The organism is Vibrio sp. R12-SW3-ISO1, assembly GCF_059834005.1.
This window is the reverse complement of the sequence record NZ_JCBDGK010000041.1, coordinates 105,121-122,776: the sequence shown is the minus strand read 5'-3', so window position 1 is coordinate 122,776 and position 17,656 is coordinate 105,121. Positions and strand designations below refer to the sequence as shown.

The window sequence follows — 17,656 nt, the reverse complement described above, 5'->3', positions numbered from 1 at the left end:
GAAAGAGCGATTGCCTGAGATAAAGCACAAAGCGATTGGACATTATGCCTCAATATCTGAGTGATTTACCATAAAAGATAAGGGTAATTTATCATTAAACCTCTTGATAACCCAAGTGTTGGGTTATCAAGAGCCGATTTACTCATCGTCTGCGGAAGACTCAAGGTTTGGCGTATTTAATTGATACTTTCTCACCATTCCCCTGAGCTGATGATAGCTAAGACCGAGCAATTGTGCGGCTTTTCGCTGGTTGTATTTGCTTTCTGCCAGCACTTGGTTAAGCAGAGCGATGTCCTGCTCTTCCTGCCAGCGTTTGTAATCCATCGGAAAAGTAAACACAGGCGCACCCTCAGCGTTGGACGCCTTCTCTATAGTGTCATGAGAAGCGGATTCGAGAGGCTCACTCCACTGCGGCTTAAAAGGGTTAAAGGTTAACTCATCAATCGGCGTTTCTTGCTCGCCATGAAGGTACACGGCACGTTCGACGACATTTTTCAGCTCGCGCACGTTGCCAGGCCAGTCGTAATCGAGCAGCGCTGACTCCGCATGCTCGGTGAAGCCGGCAAAATAGCTAAGCCCTAATTCGCGGCACATCTTGATGGCGTAGTATTGGGCTAGCAATAGGATGTCTTGTTGACGCGCTCGTAGCGGCGGAAGGTAAATGACATCGAAGGCGAGCCTGTCGAGCAAGTCGGCGCGAAAATGCCCGTCTTTCGCCATGGTGGGTAAATCGGCGTTGGTGGCGCAGATGAGTCTGACATTGGCTGTCAGTGGTTTTTGCCCTCCGACTCGCTCATAGTGACCATACTCGATGACGCGCAGCAGCTTTTCTTGCACCATTTGCGGGGCAGTGGCCAGCTCGTCTAGAAACAGCGTGCCATTTTCCGCACGCTCAAATCGGCCTTGATGACGCCCTTTGGAGCCGGTAAAGGCTCCTTGCTCATGGCCAAATAGCTCGGAATCTATCAAGCCTTCGCTAAGCGCCGCGCAGTTAAGTGAAATTAAAGGTTGGTCCCAACGCTTGGACAGGTAGTGAAGGCGCTGTGCGATCAGCTCTTTGCCCGTTCCTCGCTCGCCGATAATTAATACCGGACGCTCTATCGCAGCCAATTTGGAGACTTTATCGAGCACCGCAAGAAACGCGGGTGACTCGCCAATCAGATTTTGTTGCATAGTCGCGGCTCACTCAAAATTGCCCCTATGGGCGGTTGGTAAAATTTACCTTATGTTGGTTATTTTCATCACATGCGTGTCTTTCAATCAAGGGGGAAAATCTAAGTGATTGTTTTAAATGAGCTTATTTATTGGCACGACACTTGTATTGTTCACACTCGTAGCGACAACCATTAAGGAGCCTCATCATGGGTATTTTTTCAAGATTCGCCGACATCGTTAACTCCAACATCAGTGCTCTGCTTGATAAAGCCGAGGATCCCGAGAAGATGATCCGCCTCATTATCCAAGAGATGGAGGATACACTTGTCGAAGTGCGCACTAACTCCGCCAAAGCGATAGCGGACAAAAAAGAGCTGGCGCGCAAAGTGGAAGCCATTGATGAGCAAGTGCATGATTGGCAGCAAAAGGCCTCTTTAGCATTGACTAAGCAGCGCGAGGATCTCGCCCGTGCCGCCTTGATTGAGAAACAGAAATTACAAGATGTACTCAAAGGTCTTCACACAGAGCAAACCTTAGTGGAAGAAACCATCGAGAAGCTGACCGGTGAAATCAGTAAGCTAGAGAGTAAAATTACCGAGACCCGCGCCAAGCAACAGGCGTTGGCGATTCGCAGCCAAGCGGCCTCCAATCGTCGTGATGTTCAGAAACATCTGCACACGGCCCGAACCAACGAAGCGATGGCGAAGTTTGAGCAATATTCACGTAAGATTGATGAACTGGAAGCGGAAGCAGATGTGTTTGCGCAATCTGGCCAGAGTAAATCACTTGACCAAGAATTTGCTGAGTTGCAAGCTCAAGATGAAATTGAGAAAGAACTCGCGCAACTAAAGCAGCAGATGGAAGAGAAAAAATCCTCTTAATCCCTCTGTGAAAAATCATTTCGCCGCAGAACATTCGCCCCACAACAATAGGGAGAAGCGATCAGCTTCTCCGCCTAAAAGGAGTCATGTATGTCATCGTTTATGGTTACAGGGCCATTAATTGTCTTTTTGATTTTTGTCGCCCCCTTGTGGCTTTTCTTGCACTATCGCAGCAAAAAAAGAACCAGCAGTGGCTTATCGCAAGAGGATTACCAGCGCCTGCAAAGCTTATCCAACAAAGCCGATGCGATGCAGCAACGAGTAGAAACCTTAGAGCGGATCCTTGACGAGCAGTCCCCAAACTGGAGACGTCGCTATGAGTAAACGTGAACTGTATCGAGACCCTGCCAACGGTAAGTTGTCGGGCGTGTGTGCTGGGCTGGCCAACTACTTCTCACTAGAAGTGTGGCTAGTACGTATTTTGGTCATCTCTGCAGCGCTGTTGGGCGGCTCGTTTCTGGTGCTGCTAGCCTATGTTGCTCTCAGCTTTATGTTGGAAAAAATGCCCGCCAGTTATCAAGCGGAAATGGAGAGCGAGCAAGGACATAAACTCAAGAGTAAGCCTTGGGAAAAGGGTCAAGCGCCAAGCGCATTACTCGATAATATTGAGCAAGAGTTTGATCAGCTCGAAGGCAAAATCAGAGATATGGAAGCCTACGTCACCTCAGATACGTTTAGTGTCGAGCGGGAATTTCGCTCGCTCTAACGGGGCGGCGGCAAACAGTGATGGGGCGCCCACTTCATGCCTTTATCATCAAAGCGTGAAAGTTCATCACTGAGACTGATGTCTAAAACTCGGCCAAATCCCTAATTTTCATAATAATTTATTATCCCTGTTATGGAAGCGTATATCGCTATCATCTACCTTTATTAATAGTTGGATTGAATAGATGAATAGCGAACAATGGAACTGTGACTATGAGAACTTCCTTAACGCTCTTGGTGGGCGCCGCGCTGATTAGTGGCTGCGGAAAAGAGCCTGCCCCTGTCCCTGAGCCAGACTCTCGTCCGGCGAAATTATTTACCGTCTCGGTTGGCAACACGCAATTTGAACGTCAATTCCCGGCAGTCTCTGAAGCCGGAGATCGCGCCGTTCTTGCATTTCGCGTGCCTGGGCAGCTGCAAACCATTGATGTGCGCGAGGGGCAAAATGTCACGCGTGGTCAAGTGTTAGCCACCCTCAACCCCGATGAATATGCCTTACTTGCAGAGCAAGCCAACGCCCAGTTCACACTGGCTGACGTGCAATATCGCCGCTATAAAAAACTGCGTGAAGATAAAGTCGTTTCCGAGCAAGATTTCGACCAAGCGCAAGCTAATCACAATTCGGCAAAAGCACAGCTTGATCAAGCCAACGCGAATTTGGGCTACACACGCTTACTTGCGCCTTATGATGGCACCATCTCGTTGATCCCCGCTGAAAATTTTGAATATGTCGCTGCGAAGCAAGCAGTGATGAACATTCAAACCAATCAATTAATGAAAGTGGTGTTCCAACTGCCAGACTACCTACTCAATCATTTTGCGCGAGGGGCTCAATCCCAAGCCGTCATGACTTTTGACGCCTTTCCTGAGTACCAATATTCGCTGAGCTTTCAAGAGTTAGATACGGAAGCGGACCCCAAAACCGGATCGTACAAAGTGACCATGATTATGGAGCGCCCAACGGATGTCGGGATTTTGCCTGGCATGGCTGGCATTGTCAGTGTCACCGCTGGCAGCGGAGAAGCGACCACCATCCCGAAATCAGCGCTGCTTGAACAAGACGGTGTCACTTATGTATGGCGAGTCGATGACCAAGGTTTAGTGGAAAAAGCGCCAGTCACATTGGATGAGCGCCGTTATGTGGTGTCGGGGCTCAGTGATGGCGACCAAATTGTCACCTCTGGGGTCAACAGCATGACTGCAGGTATCAAAGTGCGTGAATGGATTAAAGAGCGGGGGTTGTGATGAACAGAATATGGACCACATCGGTCGCCTTGCTGTGCACCAGCGTATTGTTTGGCTGTGAAAGAGAAGCGGACTACCTGGATTTTGGCTTGCCTAAAGTAAAAGTGGCGAGCGTCGGCAGCGAGTTCAGCGGTGATAGCCTCTTTTTTCCTGCGGTGGCCAATGCGGCTGAGCGCGCTCATCTTAGTTTTCGTGTCGCTGGTGAAATTAGCCAATTGAATGTCAAAGAAGGGGATAAAGTCGCAAAAGGTGACGTCATCGCCGTGCTTGACCCAACCGACTATCAGTTGGATGTCGACAACGCCAGTGCCAAATACACTGTGGTCGACAGTCAATATCGCCGCTCAAAACCTTTGGTGGATAAAGGGCTGTTGGCGAAGTCTCAGTTTGATGAAATTGCCGCGAACCGCCAAATTGCGCTCGCAGAACTGCAACTGGCCAAGTTGCGGCTCTCGTTTACCCAATTATTAGCCCCCGTCGATGGGGTGATTTCACGTGTGGCGGTGGATCAGTTCGAAAATATTCAAGTGGGTCAGCAAGTGGTGAACATTCACAGCTTAGACAACGTCGAAGTGGTGATTCAATTGCCAGACAGACTCTACGCCCGCCAACCAGAGCAAGCCAAACTGGAAAAAATCGATGCGGTGGTTCGTGTGCCTAGTGGCAACGAATATTCAGCAACCATCAAGGCGTTCACCACTGAGCCCGATCCCTCAACGGGCACTTTCACCGTGACCTTATCGATGCCCATGCCGGAAGAGGAGTACATTTTGGACGGCATGGCGGTCGAAGTGACCTCACGTGGGGAAAACGCAGGCTTGAATCTATCGGCAGGGGTACAAGTACCCATTGAAGCGATATTCAATGCCGATGGCGATGCACTAGCGCGCAGCGAGACCTTCATCTGGCGTCTAGACGATGACGGTACGGTTAGCAAGCAAGCCGTGGTGACCGGCAAGGCGACCAAAACATCGGTGCAGATTCTTGAGGGCCTGGAAGCGGGTCAACAAGTTGTGATCGCAGGGCTCGGGAAATTGACACAGGGAATGCAAGTTGAAGTCATTGCCAAGGAGGCGCAGCATGACGAACTCTAACCAAACGCCACGCGCAGACGACGACATTACAGGCATCGCCGCGTACTTTATTCGCAATCGAGTCATCAGTTGGATGATTTCACTGATCTTTTTGATTGGTGGAGCGGCGGCGTTCTTTGGTTTGGGCCGTTTGGAAGACCCTGCCTTTACCATCAAAGATGCTATGGTCGTCACTTCCTATCCCGGTGCCACACCGCAGCAAGTGGAAGAAGAGGTGACTTACCCACTAGAAAAGGCGATTCAGCAACTGACCTATGTCGATGAAGTGAACTCAATTTCCAGTCGAGGTTTATCGCAGATCACCGTCACCATGAAAAACAACTACGGGCCGGATGATCTGCCGCAAATTTGGGACGAGTTGCGCCGCAAAGTCAACGACCTCAAAGGCTCGCTGCCACCTGGGGTGAATGATCCACAAGTGATCGATGACTTTGGTGATGTGTATGGAATTTTGCTCGCCGTCACCGGAGATGGGTACAGTTATAAAGAGCTGCTCGATTATGTCGATTACCTGCGTCGAGAGCTGGAACTGATAGACGGTGTCAGCAAAGTCTCGGTGAGTGGTCAGCAACAAGAGCAAGTCTTTATCGAAATTTCAATGAAGCGCCTCAGTAGCCTCGGGTTATCACCGAGCACGGTGTTTAATTTGCTTTCGACACAAAATGTGGTCTCGGATGCCGGCGCGGTGCGCATTGGCAGCGAATACATTCGTATTCAGCCGACGGGTGAGTTTCAAAATGTCGACCAACTGGGCGACTTGATTTTGACCGAATCGGGCGCACAAGGGCTTATCTATCTGCGAGACGTCGCCGAGATTACGCGCGGATACATCGAAGTCCCAAGCAACATTATTACCTTTAACGGCCATTTGGCGCTCAACCTCGGCGTCTCTTTCGCGCAAGGGGTGAACGTGGTCGAAGTGGGGCAGCGTTTTGATCGCCGTTTGGCTGAGCTGAAATATCAGCAGCCGGTAGGCGTCGAGATTGCAGAAATCTACAGCCAGCCGAAGGAAGTTGACAAGTCAGTGAGTGGCTTTGTGGTCAGCTTGGGCCAAGCGGTCGCGATTGTAATTGTGGTGCTACTGTTTTTCATGGGCTTACGCTCCGGGCTCTTGATTGGTCTTATATTGCTGCTGACCGTGTTAGGTACCTTTATTTTTATGAAGTACTTTGCGATCGATTTGCAGCGCATCTCGCTTGGCGCCCTAGTTATCGCACTTGGTATGCTGGTGGACAACGCGATTGTGGTGGTGGAAGGGATACTGATTGGCACGCAAAAAGGGCGCACCCGCCTGCAAGCCGCGACAGATATCGTCACGCAAACCAAATGGCCACTGCTCGGTGCGACGGTGATTGCGGTTACCGCGTTTGCGCCTATTGGGCTGTCTGAAGACTCGACCGGTGAGTATTGCGGTACCTTGTTTACCGTGTTGCTTATCTCGTTAATGCTCAGTTGGTTTACCGCGATTTCGATCACGCCGTTTTTTGCTGACATCTTCTTTAAAGGGCAAAAAAACGCCGCGGGCAGTGAGGATGCCGATCCCTATAATGGGATTATCTTTGTCGTCTATCGACGCTTTTTGCAGTTGTGTATGCGCCAAGCTTGGCTTACCGTCATCGTCTTGGTGGTGGGGTTGGCCGCCAGTGTGTATGGCTTTGGCTTTGTTAAGCAGGCGTTTTTCCCCTCATCGACCACGCCCATGTTTCAGGCGGATATTTGGTTGCCTGAAGGGACGGACATTCGCGCGACCAACACTAAGCTCAAAGCGTTAGAGAGTTGGATCACTCAACAAGATGGCGTCGAGCATGTCACCACGACCGCCGGAAAAGGCTTGCAGCGCTTTATGCTCACCTATGCTCCGGAGAAAAGCTACGCGGCTTATGGTGAGATCACCACGCGAGTCACCAGCTATGAATCTTTGGATGCCTTGATGGTGAAATTTCGTGCCCACGTTGAGCAGCAGTTTCCGGAAGTCAATTACAAGCTGAAAAAGATTGAGCTTGGCCCGGGCGGTGGCGCAAAAATTGAGGCGCGCCTGATTGGCTCCGACCCAACGGTGCTGCGTTCGCTCGCCGCAGAGGTGCAGGGCATCATGCGTGACGATCCTGGCGCGACCAACATCCGTCATGACTGGCGTGAGCGCACTAAGGTTTTAGAGCCCAAGTTTAACGAAAGCCAAGCGAGACGTTACGGCATCACAAAATCCGATGTTGACGATTTTCTTTCGATGTCATTCTCTGGGCTCTCCATCGGTGTCTACCGTGATGGAACGACCTTGATGCCGATTGTCGCAAGACTGCCCGAGGAAGAGCGGGTGGATATTCGCAACATCGAAGGGATGAAGATATGGAGCCCTGCACTGAGCGAATTTATTCCCCTGCAGCAAGTCACGCTAGGTTATGACATGCGCTGGGAAGACCCGATTATTGTGCGTAAAAACCGCAAACGTATGTTAACCGTCATGGCTGACCCAGATTTGCTCGGCGAAGAAACAGCGGCCACCCTGCAAATTCGCTTACAAACCAAGATAGAAGCGCTCGAGTTCCCGCCGGGGTATTCGCTAGAATGGGGCGGGGAGTATGAGTCATCCGCCGATGCGCAAGCATCGCTATTTACTACGATGCCGATGGGCTATTTGTTCATGTTCTTGATCACCGTGTTCTTGTTCAACTCCATCAAAGAGCCGATCATCGTCTGGTGCACCGTGCCATTGGCCCTGATTGGTGTCACCAGTGGCCTGTTGCTGCTCGATACACCGTTTGGTTTCATGGCGCTACTCGGCTTTTTGAGTCTGTCTGGCATGGTATTGAAAAACGGCATTGTGCTGCTGGATCAGATCGAGATAGAGATGAAACTGGGTAAAGATCCCTACGTCGCGGTGGTGGATGCGGCGCTGAGTCGTGTACGTCCGGTGTGTATGGCGGCGATCACTACCATTTTAGGTATGATACCGCTGCTACCGGACATCTTCTTTAAACCGATGGCCGTGACCATTATGTTTGGTCTTGGGTTTGCCACCGTGCTGACGTTGATTGTGGTCCCCGTGTTGTATCGCCTATTCCACTCAGTACGTGTGCCGAATGGTCGGGAGCCAAGTGACCCTTCAGCACTGGGTATGCAAGAGGCGACTCAGTAACTCGCAGTTATAACAACCAAGAAAAGGAGAGTGCATGCAACGGTGCCGTTGGGTGGATGAATCAAAGCCAGATTACGTGGCTTATCATGACAATGAATGGGGCGTGCCTGTCCATGATGATAAGGTGTTGTTTGAATTTTTAATTCTCGAGTCCGCGCAGGCAGGGTTGAGTTGGTACACCATCTTAAGGCGTCGCGAGGGTTATCGCCGTGCGTTTGCAGGCTTTGACCCGCAGAAGGTCGCACAGTTTGATGCCAAAAAGGTTGAGGAACTGATGCAAGACGCCAGCATTATCCGCCACCGGCCGAAAATTGAAGCAGCGATTAACAACGCTCAGCGCTTTCTTGAGGTACAAAAGGAGTTTGGCTCATTCAGTGCGTTTATTTGGGGATACGTCCAAGGAGTGCCCGTCGATAATCGCAGTGAAGAGCGTCTCCCTGTGGCCACCACGCCGTTGTCTGATCAACTGTCTAAAGAGATGAAAAAGCGTGGATTTAAGTTCTTGGGAAGTACGACGCTTTATGCGTATCTGCAAGCGGTTGGGGTAGTCTTCGATCACGATTTGGACTGTTTCTGCCGGGAGAAAACCACGATTCAACACGCATAAGCCAAGTGAACTCAGTAACGTACAAAAGTGAACGGAGTAACGTAAATAAGCAAAGGGGCTATCAAGCCCCTTTATCGTATCGGTATACTTTTAACGTTTCGTTTGTGGCTCCGTAAGTCAACCTTATCTAAATTCATTTTCTGCATAACCAGTATGGAAACTATCCTATTGACGGATTGATATTAGCTGATATTCTCAATCATAATCAAGAATCATTCTTGTTACTATTTGCGATATGGCCATTTAGCTGCCAACTATTGGTGAGAAGAATGATTCAATATTTGAATATGGAACAACACCTTAAACGTGGTGATGTCGTGAATCCTCAGTGATACATCCTGTCATTGAGTGTGGTTAGGTAAAGGTGGAACCTCCGTATGGCAAGGCTTAAGGCTTTTTCTTTAAACATGGTATTTTCTTGGAACATCGTATTGGGTTGTGCAGTTGCGCTGGCAAGTACATGGGCAAGTGCGAAAACAATCGAACACAATTTGGGTAGCATTGAGATTGAAGGTCAGCCCAAACGCGTGGTGGTGCTTAGTTACGGCGCGTTGGATTTGCTCGATGAGTTGAATGTTGAAGTGGTGGGTGTGGTGAAGCAACTGATCCCAGAGCACCTTAGTCAATACCAAGCGGAGCAATATGCGTCGCTGGGCAGTTTGAAAGAACCCAATTTTGAAGCCATTTACATGGCGAAACCGGATTTGATCATTGCTGAAGGGCGCCAAGCGGAAATGTACTCTGCTTTGTCTGACATCGCGCCGACCTATATGTACCAAATTGACAGTGCAGATTACTGGACAACGACGCAGCATCACTGGCGTGTGATGGGGGATGTGTTTGGTCAATCCGAGCGTGTTGAGCAGATGATCGCAGACGTGCAAGCGCAGTTTGATGCCGTCGCGAAGAAAGCGCAGTCTGGTGAGTTCAGCGCGCTGACCGTGATGAACAATGGCAATCGCATTTCTATGTTTGGTCGTCAAAGTCGTTTCTCGATTGTGTATGACGAGTTTGGTTTCCATACCAACGAAAGCAAAAATGTCGAGACCGTCGCTGCGACACACGGCAACTTGATCTCCTTTGAATACATCGCTGACGCCAAACCGGATGTGATGTTTATCCTTGATAGACAACAGGCGATTGGCGCGGGCAATAATGTCTCTAAACAGCTGTTTGATAATGCTTTGGTCAACAACACACCGGCCGCCCAGCACGACCGCATTGTGTTTTTGGACCCTGCTGCGTGGTACTTGACCGCAGGGGGATACCACTCAACGCAAACCATGGTGGCCGACGTCGAAAAAGTGTTCCACTGAGCCTCTGACGTTTAAATTTTATCATTGAGACAGCGACGGATGGTGTCGGCCATACGTCTACCTTATGTAATGAATAACAAAATTCTCTTCGCAATACTTGGTTTGTGCACACTGAGTATTGCTTCTTTATTTGTGGGTGTGGCGACGATCAATTTGTCGTCTCTGATGGCTGGTGACAGTCACACGCTCGACATCATTGTGACCAGTCGGCTGCCAAGGCTGTTGGCGATCGGGCTTGCGGGCGCAGGGCTTAGTGTGGCGGGTTTGATCATGCAGCAGATTGTTCAAAACCGCTTTGCTGCCCCGTCGACCACGGGGACGGTTGACTGCGCTATGCTCGGCTACATTATCGGACTAGTGCTGTTCTCCGAGGCGCAAAGCTGGCTGCATCTCACCATCATTATGAGTTTTGCTCTGCTTGGAACGCTGATCTTTGTCCGTTTTATTCAAAAGCTGAAATTTAAGAACGCTATGCTGGTGCCATTGATTGGGATCATGTACGGCAATGTCGTCTCCTCAATGACCACTTTTATTGCTTACAAATACGATTTGGTGCAAACCCTAGGCTCATGGACAGTGGCCAATTTCGCCTCCGTTCTCAAAGGCAATTATGAAGTGCTCTATCTTGCTGTCCCGACGTCGATTTTGGCCTATCTCTACGCGAGTCGGTTTAGCGCGGCGAGCATTGGGGAGAGCTTTGCGAGAAATATCGGTCTCAACTATCAACGAATCGTCACTGTGGGCGTACTGCTGGTGGCGGTGTTGTCCTCTTCTGTGGTGATGATCGTCGGTGTGATTCCCTTTCTAGGTTTGATTGTACCGAATGTGGTGTCACTGTTTATGGGCGATAACATGTGCCGAAATCTACCCTGGACAGCGTATTGGGGTGTGTTGCTTGTGCTGATCTGTGATGTGCTAGGACGAGTGATCATTTTCCCTTATGAGGTACCGATTTCGATGATCATCAGCATCCTAGGCGGAGCCATTTTCGTGACACTGATTCTAAGGGATAAGAGCAATGCGTAATGGCGTAAAAATGGCGTTGCTGACGGCCTTGTCACTGCTGTTTATCGGTTACTTTTTGGGGAAAGGTCTGACCGTCGACAACTATCAGTTTTTCTTGTCGCGTCGCATCCCTAAAGTGCTGGCGATTGTGATTGCGGCGGTGGCGATTGCCTCGTCGTCTTTGGTGTTTCAGACCATCACCAACAATCGAATCCTCACCCCCAGTATTCTCGGCTTCGACTCGCTGTATGTGATGATTCAGGTCTTGCTGGTGGTGACGTTGGGCAGTATGAGTGTGTGGGTGGTGAACAGCGGCATCAACTTTTTGCTCTCCACGTCGATTATGTTGTTGCTCGCCATGACGCTGTTTGGCTTTTACTTCAAAAAGGCGCAGCGAAACCTGTTTACCTTGCTGCTGATTGGCGTGGTGTTGAGCAGTCTATTTAGCAGCGTCACCGGCTTCTTCACTATGATTGTCGATCCCGATGAATTTATCATGATTCAGGGGTCTATGTTCGCGAGTTTCAATAACATCAACGGTGACTTGGTCTACTGGAGTCTGTTGCCTCTCTCTTTGAGCGCGGCGTACCTCTTTTATCTCTCTCCACAGTTGGACGTTTTTTGGCTTGGTGAGGCGAACGCGAAAAGTCTCGGTGTCGATACCCAAAAGCTGACGATGAGGGTGATGTTTGCCATCACCATTTTGGTTTCCATTTCCACAGTGTTGGTCGGTCCGGTGCTGTTTTTTGGTCTGATAGTGGTGGCACTGACGCGCGAGTTGTTTCGCGCCTATCAGCATCGAGTGTTACTGGTTGGTGCCAGTTTGCTGTCGATTGTCATGTTGGTAGGTGGGCAGTGGATGGTTGAGAACCTATTAGATTTTCAAACCACGATTAGTGTCATCATCAACTTTGTCGGTGGTGCCTATTTCTTAATGTTGTTGAGCAGAGAAAAACTCAGTTAAGGCGAGCAAAATGATTACCATCCGTGGATTAAGTAAACAATACGACGAACAGTATGTGGTCAACAATGCTGATGCTTTGTTCCCTCTCGGGGAGGTGACGAGCATTATCGGCCCAAATGGGGCGGGAAAAAGTACGCTGCTTGCTATGGCGAGCCGCTTGACGGACAGTGATGCTGGAACGGTTGTGATTGGCGACAAGCCACTCAATCAATGGGAAACCCAGGAGCTTGCTAAGCATCTTGCAGTGCTGCGCCAATCCAACAACATTAATATGCGATTTACGGTGCGTGAGTTGGTCGCCTTTGGCCGTTTCCCCTACTCACAAGGACGCTTGACCAAAGCGGATCAGTCGGTCATTGACGATGCGTTGGCGCAATTGGAGATCACTGATATTCAAGATCGTTTTATCGATCAGTTGTCAGGCGGGCAACGCCAGATGGCGTTCATCGCTATGGTCGTCGCTCAAGATACCGACTACGTATTTTTAGACGAGCCACTGAACAACCTCGACATCAAACACTCGGTCGATATGATGCAGTCATTGAAGCGTCTCGCGCATAAAAATAACAAAGCGATTGTGATTGTGATTCACGATATCAATTTCGCTTCCTGCTATTCGGATAACATTATTGCGATGAAAAAGGGGCATGTGGTGAAAAGCGGCCCAACGCAGGAAGTGATTCAAGAGTCGGTATTAAGTGATATTTACGAGCTGCCTTTCACGATTCGTGAAGTCGATGGCAATCGTATTTGTATGTATTACCAAGGATGACACTCTTAGTGAATCACTCTCGCTGCATCATCCATAAAACAAAAGCGCCTTCGTGGCGCTTTTGTCATGTTGGCTGTTTGGTATTTGTCACTGAGCCGCTTTTTCGGCAATGAGAGCATTGTAGCGCTGAAAACCCGCCTCCAGATCGGCCAACAGATCGTCAACGTCTTCAAGACCAATGTGGACACGAATCAAGGTGCCAGTGAAGTTCGGGTTGGCTACCGTGCGTAAACTGTTAAAACTCTTTGGCTCGTTGGCTAAAATCAAACTTTCAAATCCACCCCATGAGTAGCCCATACTGAAATGCGTCATTCCATCGAGTAGGGCGGTGGTGGCTCTTGGGTAACTGGTTTTGAGTACAAAGGAAAACAACCCGTTGCCGCCGGTAAAGTCACGGGCAAAAAACTCATGACCCGGACAGGTATCGAGCGCAGGGTGGCGAACGTGATCCACTTCTGGACGATTGGCCAGCCACTGGGCGACTTTCAGACTGTTCTGCGCATGCTGTTTTAGTCTCACATCCAGCGTGCGAATGCCGCGCAGACCCAGATAAGCATCATCCGGCGAGACACATTGCCCCATCAGATAGCTTTGCTCACGTAACTGATCCCAGTGCTTTTCATTTGCCACCGCGGTACCTAGCATGACGTCCGAGTGACCAACGATGTATTTGGTTGCCGCCTGAATCGAAATGTCGACCCCATGTTCAAACGGTGAGAAGTGGACGCCCGCTGACCAAGTGTTGTCGAGCATCACAATGATATCGTGTTTATGCGCAATTTCGGCGAGCGTCGGGACATCCTGCACTTCCATGGTGATTGAGCCTGGAGACTCGAGAAATAGCACTTTGGTGTTAGGTTGGATAAGTGATTCGATCTCTTCGCCGATCATAGGGTCAAAGTAGGTCGTCGAGACGCCCATCTTCTTCATGATGGTGTTACAGAAATCACGTGTCGGTTCGTAACAGGTATCCACCATAAGAATATGATCGCCCGTCTCGACAAAAGAGAGGATCGCGTTGGAGATGGCGGCCGTACCACAGGGGAACAGCGCACACCCTGCGCCGCCTTCAATCTCAACCATCGCATCTTGAAAGGCAAAATGGGTGTGAGTACCACGACGACCATAGAAGAGGGTTTTGTTCGCGCGGTTGACCATGGCGTGATGTTTTTCCGCAACGGTGTCGAACACCACGGTTGAGGCGCGTTGCACGGGTGGGTTGACCACGCCGTTGGTCCATTTTTTGTCACGACCTGCGGTGACGAATTTTGTTTGTTTGCCCTCTGACATCTTAAGTCCTTGTCTTTGCTGCGTTGCCAATGAAACGAACCTCTATTTAAAACATGGCGAGCGGCAATGATCAAGCCTTATAACAGTGGGTTAAATAAGTAGAAGACACGCTCTAGGAAGCGGGAATAGAGAGAGCGTTCGTTCCACTGCTCTAACTCCACCTTATAGGCACTCTCGATGTAGCTTTGCTGTAACCAATACATCTCTTTAGTAAACGCCACGTCATCGATGGCGAGGGTCAACTCGAAGTTAAGCCATAAGCTGCGCATGTCCATATTGACGGTGCCAACTAAACAGAATTGCTCATCAATCACGACCGATTTGGTGTGCAATAACCCGCCATAGAACTCAAAAATCTCCACACCCGCTTGCATCAATTCAGCGTAGAAACCGCGTGACGCCCACTGCACCATCAGTGAGTCATTTTTGTGTGGAATGATGAGTTCTACTTTGACGCCTCGCTGAGCGGTCATCTTCAAGGTTTCCAACAAATCGGCGCTCGGGACGAAGTAAGGCGTCGTAATGCGCACGGATTGGTTGGCTTGATTGATCGCCAAGGTTAAAACTTGGGAGATCAAATGCTCAGGCATCCCGGGACCAGAAGGGACCACTTGCACAGGGTGCTGGGTCTGCCTGTCATCTATTCGGCATTCTGGAATGGAGGGTAAGCTGCGCTGGCCGGTTTCCACTTCCCAATCCCAGCAATGGATGGCAGAGAGGACATTGACGGTGGGGCCAGTGATGCGGATCATGATGTCGATCCACTGACCGACACCGGAATCTTGTTTGAAATGGGCAGGATCGACCAGATTCATCGAACCGGTATACGCCACTTTTTCATCAATAACGATGATCTTGCGATGTTGGCGCAAATCGAGGCGACGCAGAAAAATACGCCACGGGCTCACTTCGAGCGCCTGAACCACCTCGACGCCCGCTTGTTTCATCATGGTGTGCCAATCACTGCTAAAAAAGCGCGGGCTGCCTGCGGAATCGAGCAACACTTTGACATTTACGCCTCGCTTTGCCGCGCGAATAAGGGCAGAGGCGACAGAGTCGGCGAGCCCACCGGGATGCCAGATGTAAAACACCATTCGAATGCTCGATTGAGCGTGTTCGATATCCTCTATGATGGAGCGCAATATCTCATTGGGTGAACTCTGCAGAGATAATGAGTTGCCTGATAAGGCGGGCAAACCGAGGCGATTATTGCACAGTTCGTCAATGCGGGTGATGTGGCGGCCAAACATCTCAGGGGAGTGCGCATGGCAATCATTGAGTTTTGAGAACCAAGTCGCAAAGGGAGCGAGCATCTCTTTCGCCCGTTCGGCGCGTTTTCTACCTAAGTTAAGTTCGCCAAATAAGAAATAGCACCCAACGCCCACCACGGGAAGAATATAAATGATCATCAACCATGCTAACGATACGCTGACAGCGCGCCGTTTATGGACGACACGAAGCGTGACGCCAGCAACAAGTATCCAATAGAGTACGATCCCCGCGAGGGTAAGGAACTGGTAAAATTTATCCATCAATTAACCTAAGACTGCAATAGCTTGTCCATCTTACTTCGAGCCCCGTTTTCCAACAAGCGTTTGAAAGTTTGCAATGGACATAAATGCATAACATTTATGAATGCGTAATAGGGTAGAGAACGGCTTATATACCAGACTGGTTTCGTATAGCGAAACAGAACGATTGTGTTAGAGAATTGTAAAATGAAGACACAAGCATGCGCGCTAGGTCAAAAAAGCAGCATTTAACTGCGCAGGTTACAAATATGTTGGTAATTTGTACTTGGCAGGGCTTCCAATTTTACTGGTAAACTGGTTTACTTACCACAACGTTAGCGTCACTCAAAATTCTTAAAAGTGTAAAAAATAATATACACATAACTTTTAAAGACGCCTAACAGAAGCATACACAACATCAATCAAGTTTTAATGGAGTAACCGTGGCTACATCAAGTTCATCAGCCCGTGATACGTGGGGGTCTAAATTAGGCTTCATCATGGCCGCAGCAGGTTCTGCTGTTGGTTTGGGTAACATCTGGAAGTTTCCTTACACTGCTGGGGAAAGCGGCGGCGGCGCGTTCGTTGCGATTTACCTAGTGTTCGTTATTGTTATCGGTTTCAGCGTCATGCTGACAGAATTTGCGATCGGTCGTAAGACGGGTCTTTCTGCGGTTGGCGCGTTCAAGTCAACAGACCGTCGCTGGGCCTTTACCGGCGTATTGGGTGTGTTCAGTGGTCTATTGATCATGGGCTTCTACCCAGTCGTTGGTGGTTGGGCGTTAGCATACGTGTTTAAAGTCGGTGGTGGTCTACTGAGCACACCGGACGCGATTGGCAGCAGCTTTGGTGGTTTCATCTCTGATCCTGTTCAGCCTCTACTTTGGATGGCGGTTTACCTTTTCCTAAACATCATGATCGTTATCAAAGGTATCTCTGGTGGTATCGAAAAAGCAGGCAAAATTCTTATGCCGTTGCTTTTCCTAATCCTCATCGTGGTTTCGGTACGTGGTCTTATGCTACCAGGTGCGACAGCGGGTCTGGAGTTCCTATTTAGCCCTGATTTCTCGAAAGTTGACAGCAACGTAGTACTTGCAGCACTAGGTCAAGCGTTCTTCTCGCTTAGCTTGGGTATGGGTGCAATGCTGACGTACGGCTCTTATTTGAAGAAGAAAGAGAACCTAGTACAGAACACGGCTATCGTTACTGCGATGGACACCGGCGTTGCCATCCTTGCTGGTATCGCCATGTTCCCAGCAATGTTCGCTTTCGGTATGGAACCAGCTGCAGGCCCAGGTCTAGTATTTGTCGTTGTACCTCAACTGTTTGCTGAAATGGGCGGCGTCGTAGGTCTATTGCTTGCTCTGGCGTTCTTCATTGGTCTAACAGTAGCGGCTTTGACTTCTTCCGTTTCTCTACTTGAAGTGGTTGTGTCTTACCTTATCGATGAAAAAGGTCTGAAGCGTTCAACAGCGGTAATTGGTTCAGGCGCTGTAATGGCGACACTATGTATCATCGCATCGCTTTCTCTTGGTGGCGTTGGTCCTACACTGTTTGATACTGGTGCGTTTGACATCTTCGATCTACTAACGGATAAAATCTTCCTAGCAGTAGGTGGTATGTTGATCTGTATCTTCGCAGGCTGGAGACTGAACCGTGACGACCTGAAGAAAGAAATCACCAACGATGGCGAAGTGTCTTTCCCACTATTCGGTCTATGGTACAACCTAGTGAAATTCGTTATCCCTGTTGCTATCGCGATTGTTGCCTTCATGGGTATCAAATCTGGCTTTGATAGCGGTAAAGGCGAAATCATGCTGCTGGGTATCGGTATCATCGTATTGGCGGGTATCTTCTCTAAGAAGTTGTAATCGCTAAGCGTTGACCTGATAAACAAAAACCTCCCTCTGGGAGGTTTTTTGCTATTTCGCTTTCGCCTCAAATCGGTATACTCGCCTTTCCAAGTAAAGGCCCA

15 protein-coding genes are annotated in these 17,656 nt (G+C 49.5%); 12 read left to right on the top strand and 3 right to left on the bottom strand.

Annotated features, from left to right (window positions below):
* Positions 1 to 138 precede the first annotated feature (138 nt).
* The gene (gene pspF / locus AC6R0R_RS12285; RefSeq protein ID WP_500626893.1) at positions 139 to 1,173 is read right to left on the bottom strand and encodes a phage shock protein operon transcriptional activator; all 1,035 of its coding nucleotides are present in this window, start codon (positions 1,171 to 1,173) and stop codon (positions 139 to 141) included.
* Between the two features lie 188 nt (positions 1,174 to 1,361).
* Between pspF and pspA the strand changes: the two genes are divergently transcribed.
* From pspA to AC6R0R_RS12230, 11 genes are all read left to right on the top strand, one after another.
* Positions 1,362 to 2,036, top strand: a complete 675-nt coding sequence (gene pspA, locus AC6R0R_RS12280) for a phage shock protein PspA (protein WP_334550744.1) — start codon at positions 1,362 to 1,364, stop codon at positions 2,034 to 2,036.
* Between the two features lie 90 nt (positions 2,037 to 2,126).
* On the top strand, positions 2,127 to 2,360 hold the full coding sequence (gene pspB / locus AC6R0R_RS12275; RefSeq protein ID WP_334550742.1) for an envelope stress response membrane protein PspB: 234 nt from the start codon (positions 2,127 to 2,129) through the stop codon (positions 2,358 to 2,360).
* Positions 2,353 to 2,742, top strand: a complete 390-nt coding sequence (pspC, locus tag AC6R0R_RS12270) for an envelope stress response membrane protein PspC (protein WP_334550740.1) — start codon at positions 2,353 to 2,355, stop codon at positions 2,740 to 2,742. Before pspB ends, pspC begins: the two co-directional genes overlap by 8 nt.
* Positions 2,743 to 2,954: 212 nt before the next feature.
* Entirely contained in the window at positions 2,955 to 3,986 is a 1,032-nt protein-coding gene (locus AC6R0R_RS12265; protein ID WP_334550738.1) for an efflux RND transporter periplasmic adaptor subunit, read from the top strand.
* On the top strand, positions 3,986 to 5,080 hold the full coding sequence (locus AC6R0R_RS12260) for an efflux RND transporter periplasmic adaptor subunit (protein ID WP_500626892.1): 1,095 nt from the start codon (positions 3,986 to 3,988) through the stop codon (positions 5,078 to 5,080). The genes AC6R0R_RS12265 and AC6R0R_RS12260 overlap by 1 nt, the downstream gene beginning before the upstream one ends.
* A complete protein-coding gene (locus tag AC6R0R_RS12255; protein ID WP_500626891.1) occupies positions 5,067 to 8,216 on the top strand; it encodes an efflux RND transporter permease subunit in 3,150 nt (1,049 codons plus the stop codon). The genes AC6R0R_RS12260 and AC6R0R_RS12255 overlap by 14 nt, the downstream gene beginning before the upstream one ends.
* A 34-nt stretch (positions 8,217 to 8,250) precedes the next feature.
* A complete protein-coding gene (locus AC6R0R_RS12250; RefSeq protein WP_500626890.1) occupies positions 8,251 to 8,823 on the top strand; it encodes a DNA-3-methyladenine glycosylase I in 573 nt (190 codons plus the stop codon).
* Positions 8,824 to 9,230: 407 nt separating this feature from the next.
* Positions 9,231 to 10,139, top strand: a complete 909-nt coding sequence (locus tag AC6R0R_RS12245) for a siderophore ABC transporter substrate-binding protein (RefSeq protein WP_500626889.1) — start codon at positions 9,231 to 9,233, stop codon at positions 10,137 to 10,139.
* 69 nt (positions 10,140 to 10,208) lie between these two features.
* Positions 10,209 to 11,165 carry an ABC transporter permease gene (locus AC6R0R_RS12240; RefSeq protein WP_500626888.1) on the top strand — a complete coding sequence of 319 codons (957 nt, stop codon included), beginning with the start codon at positions 10,209 to 10,211 and terminating at the stop codon, positions 11,163 to 11,165.
* On the top strand, positions 11,158 to 12,108 hold the full coding sequence (locus AC6R0R_RS12235) for an iron chelate uptake ABC transporter family permease subunit (protein ID WP_500626887.1): 951 nt from the start codon (positions 11,158 to 11,160) through the stop codon (positions 12,106 to 12,108). Before AC6R0R_RS12240 ends, AC6R0R_RS12235 begins: the two co-directional genes overlap by 8 nt.
* 10 nt (positions 12,109 to 12,118) lie before the next feature.
* Entirely contained in the window at positions 12,119 to 12,880 is a 762-nt protein-coding gene (locus AC6R0R_RS12230; protein WP_487902069.1) for an iron ABC transporter ATP-binding protein, read from the top strand.
* Positions 12,881 to 12,967: 87 nt separating this feature from the next.
* On the opposite strand, the gene AC6R0R_RS12225 is transcribed toward AC6R0R_RS12230, so the two are convergent.
* Entirely contained in the window at positions 12,968 to 14,170 is a 1,203-nt protein-coding gene (locus AC6R0R_RS12225) for a cystathionine beta-lyase (RefSeq protein WP_500626886.1), read from the bottom strand.
* 77 nt (positions 14,171 to 14,247) lie between these two features.
* Positions 14,248 to 15,702, bottom strand: a complete 1,455-nt coding sequence (gene cls, locus AC6R0R_RS12220; RefSeq protein WP_500626885.1) for a cardiolipin synthase — start codon at positions 15,700 to 15,702, stop codon at positions 14,248 to 14,250.
* A 422-nt stretch (positions 15,703 to 16,124) separates the two neighbouring features.
* On the opposite strand from cls, the gene AC6R0R_RS12215 reads away from it, so the two are divergent.
* Complete coding sequence (locus AC6R0R_RS12215) at positions 16,125 to 17,552, top strand: sodium-dependent transporter (RefSeq protein WP_500626884.1); 1,428 nt, start codon at positions 16,125 to 16,127, stop codon at positions 17,550 to 17,552.
* Positions 17,553 to 17,656 lie beyond the last annotated feature (104 nt).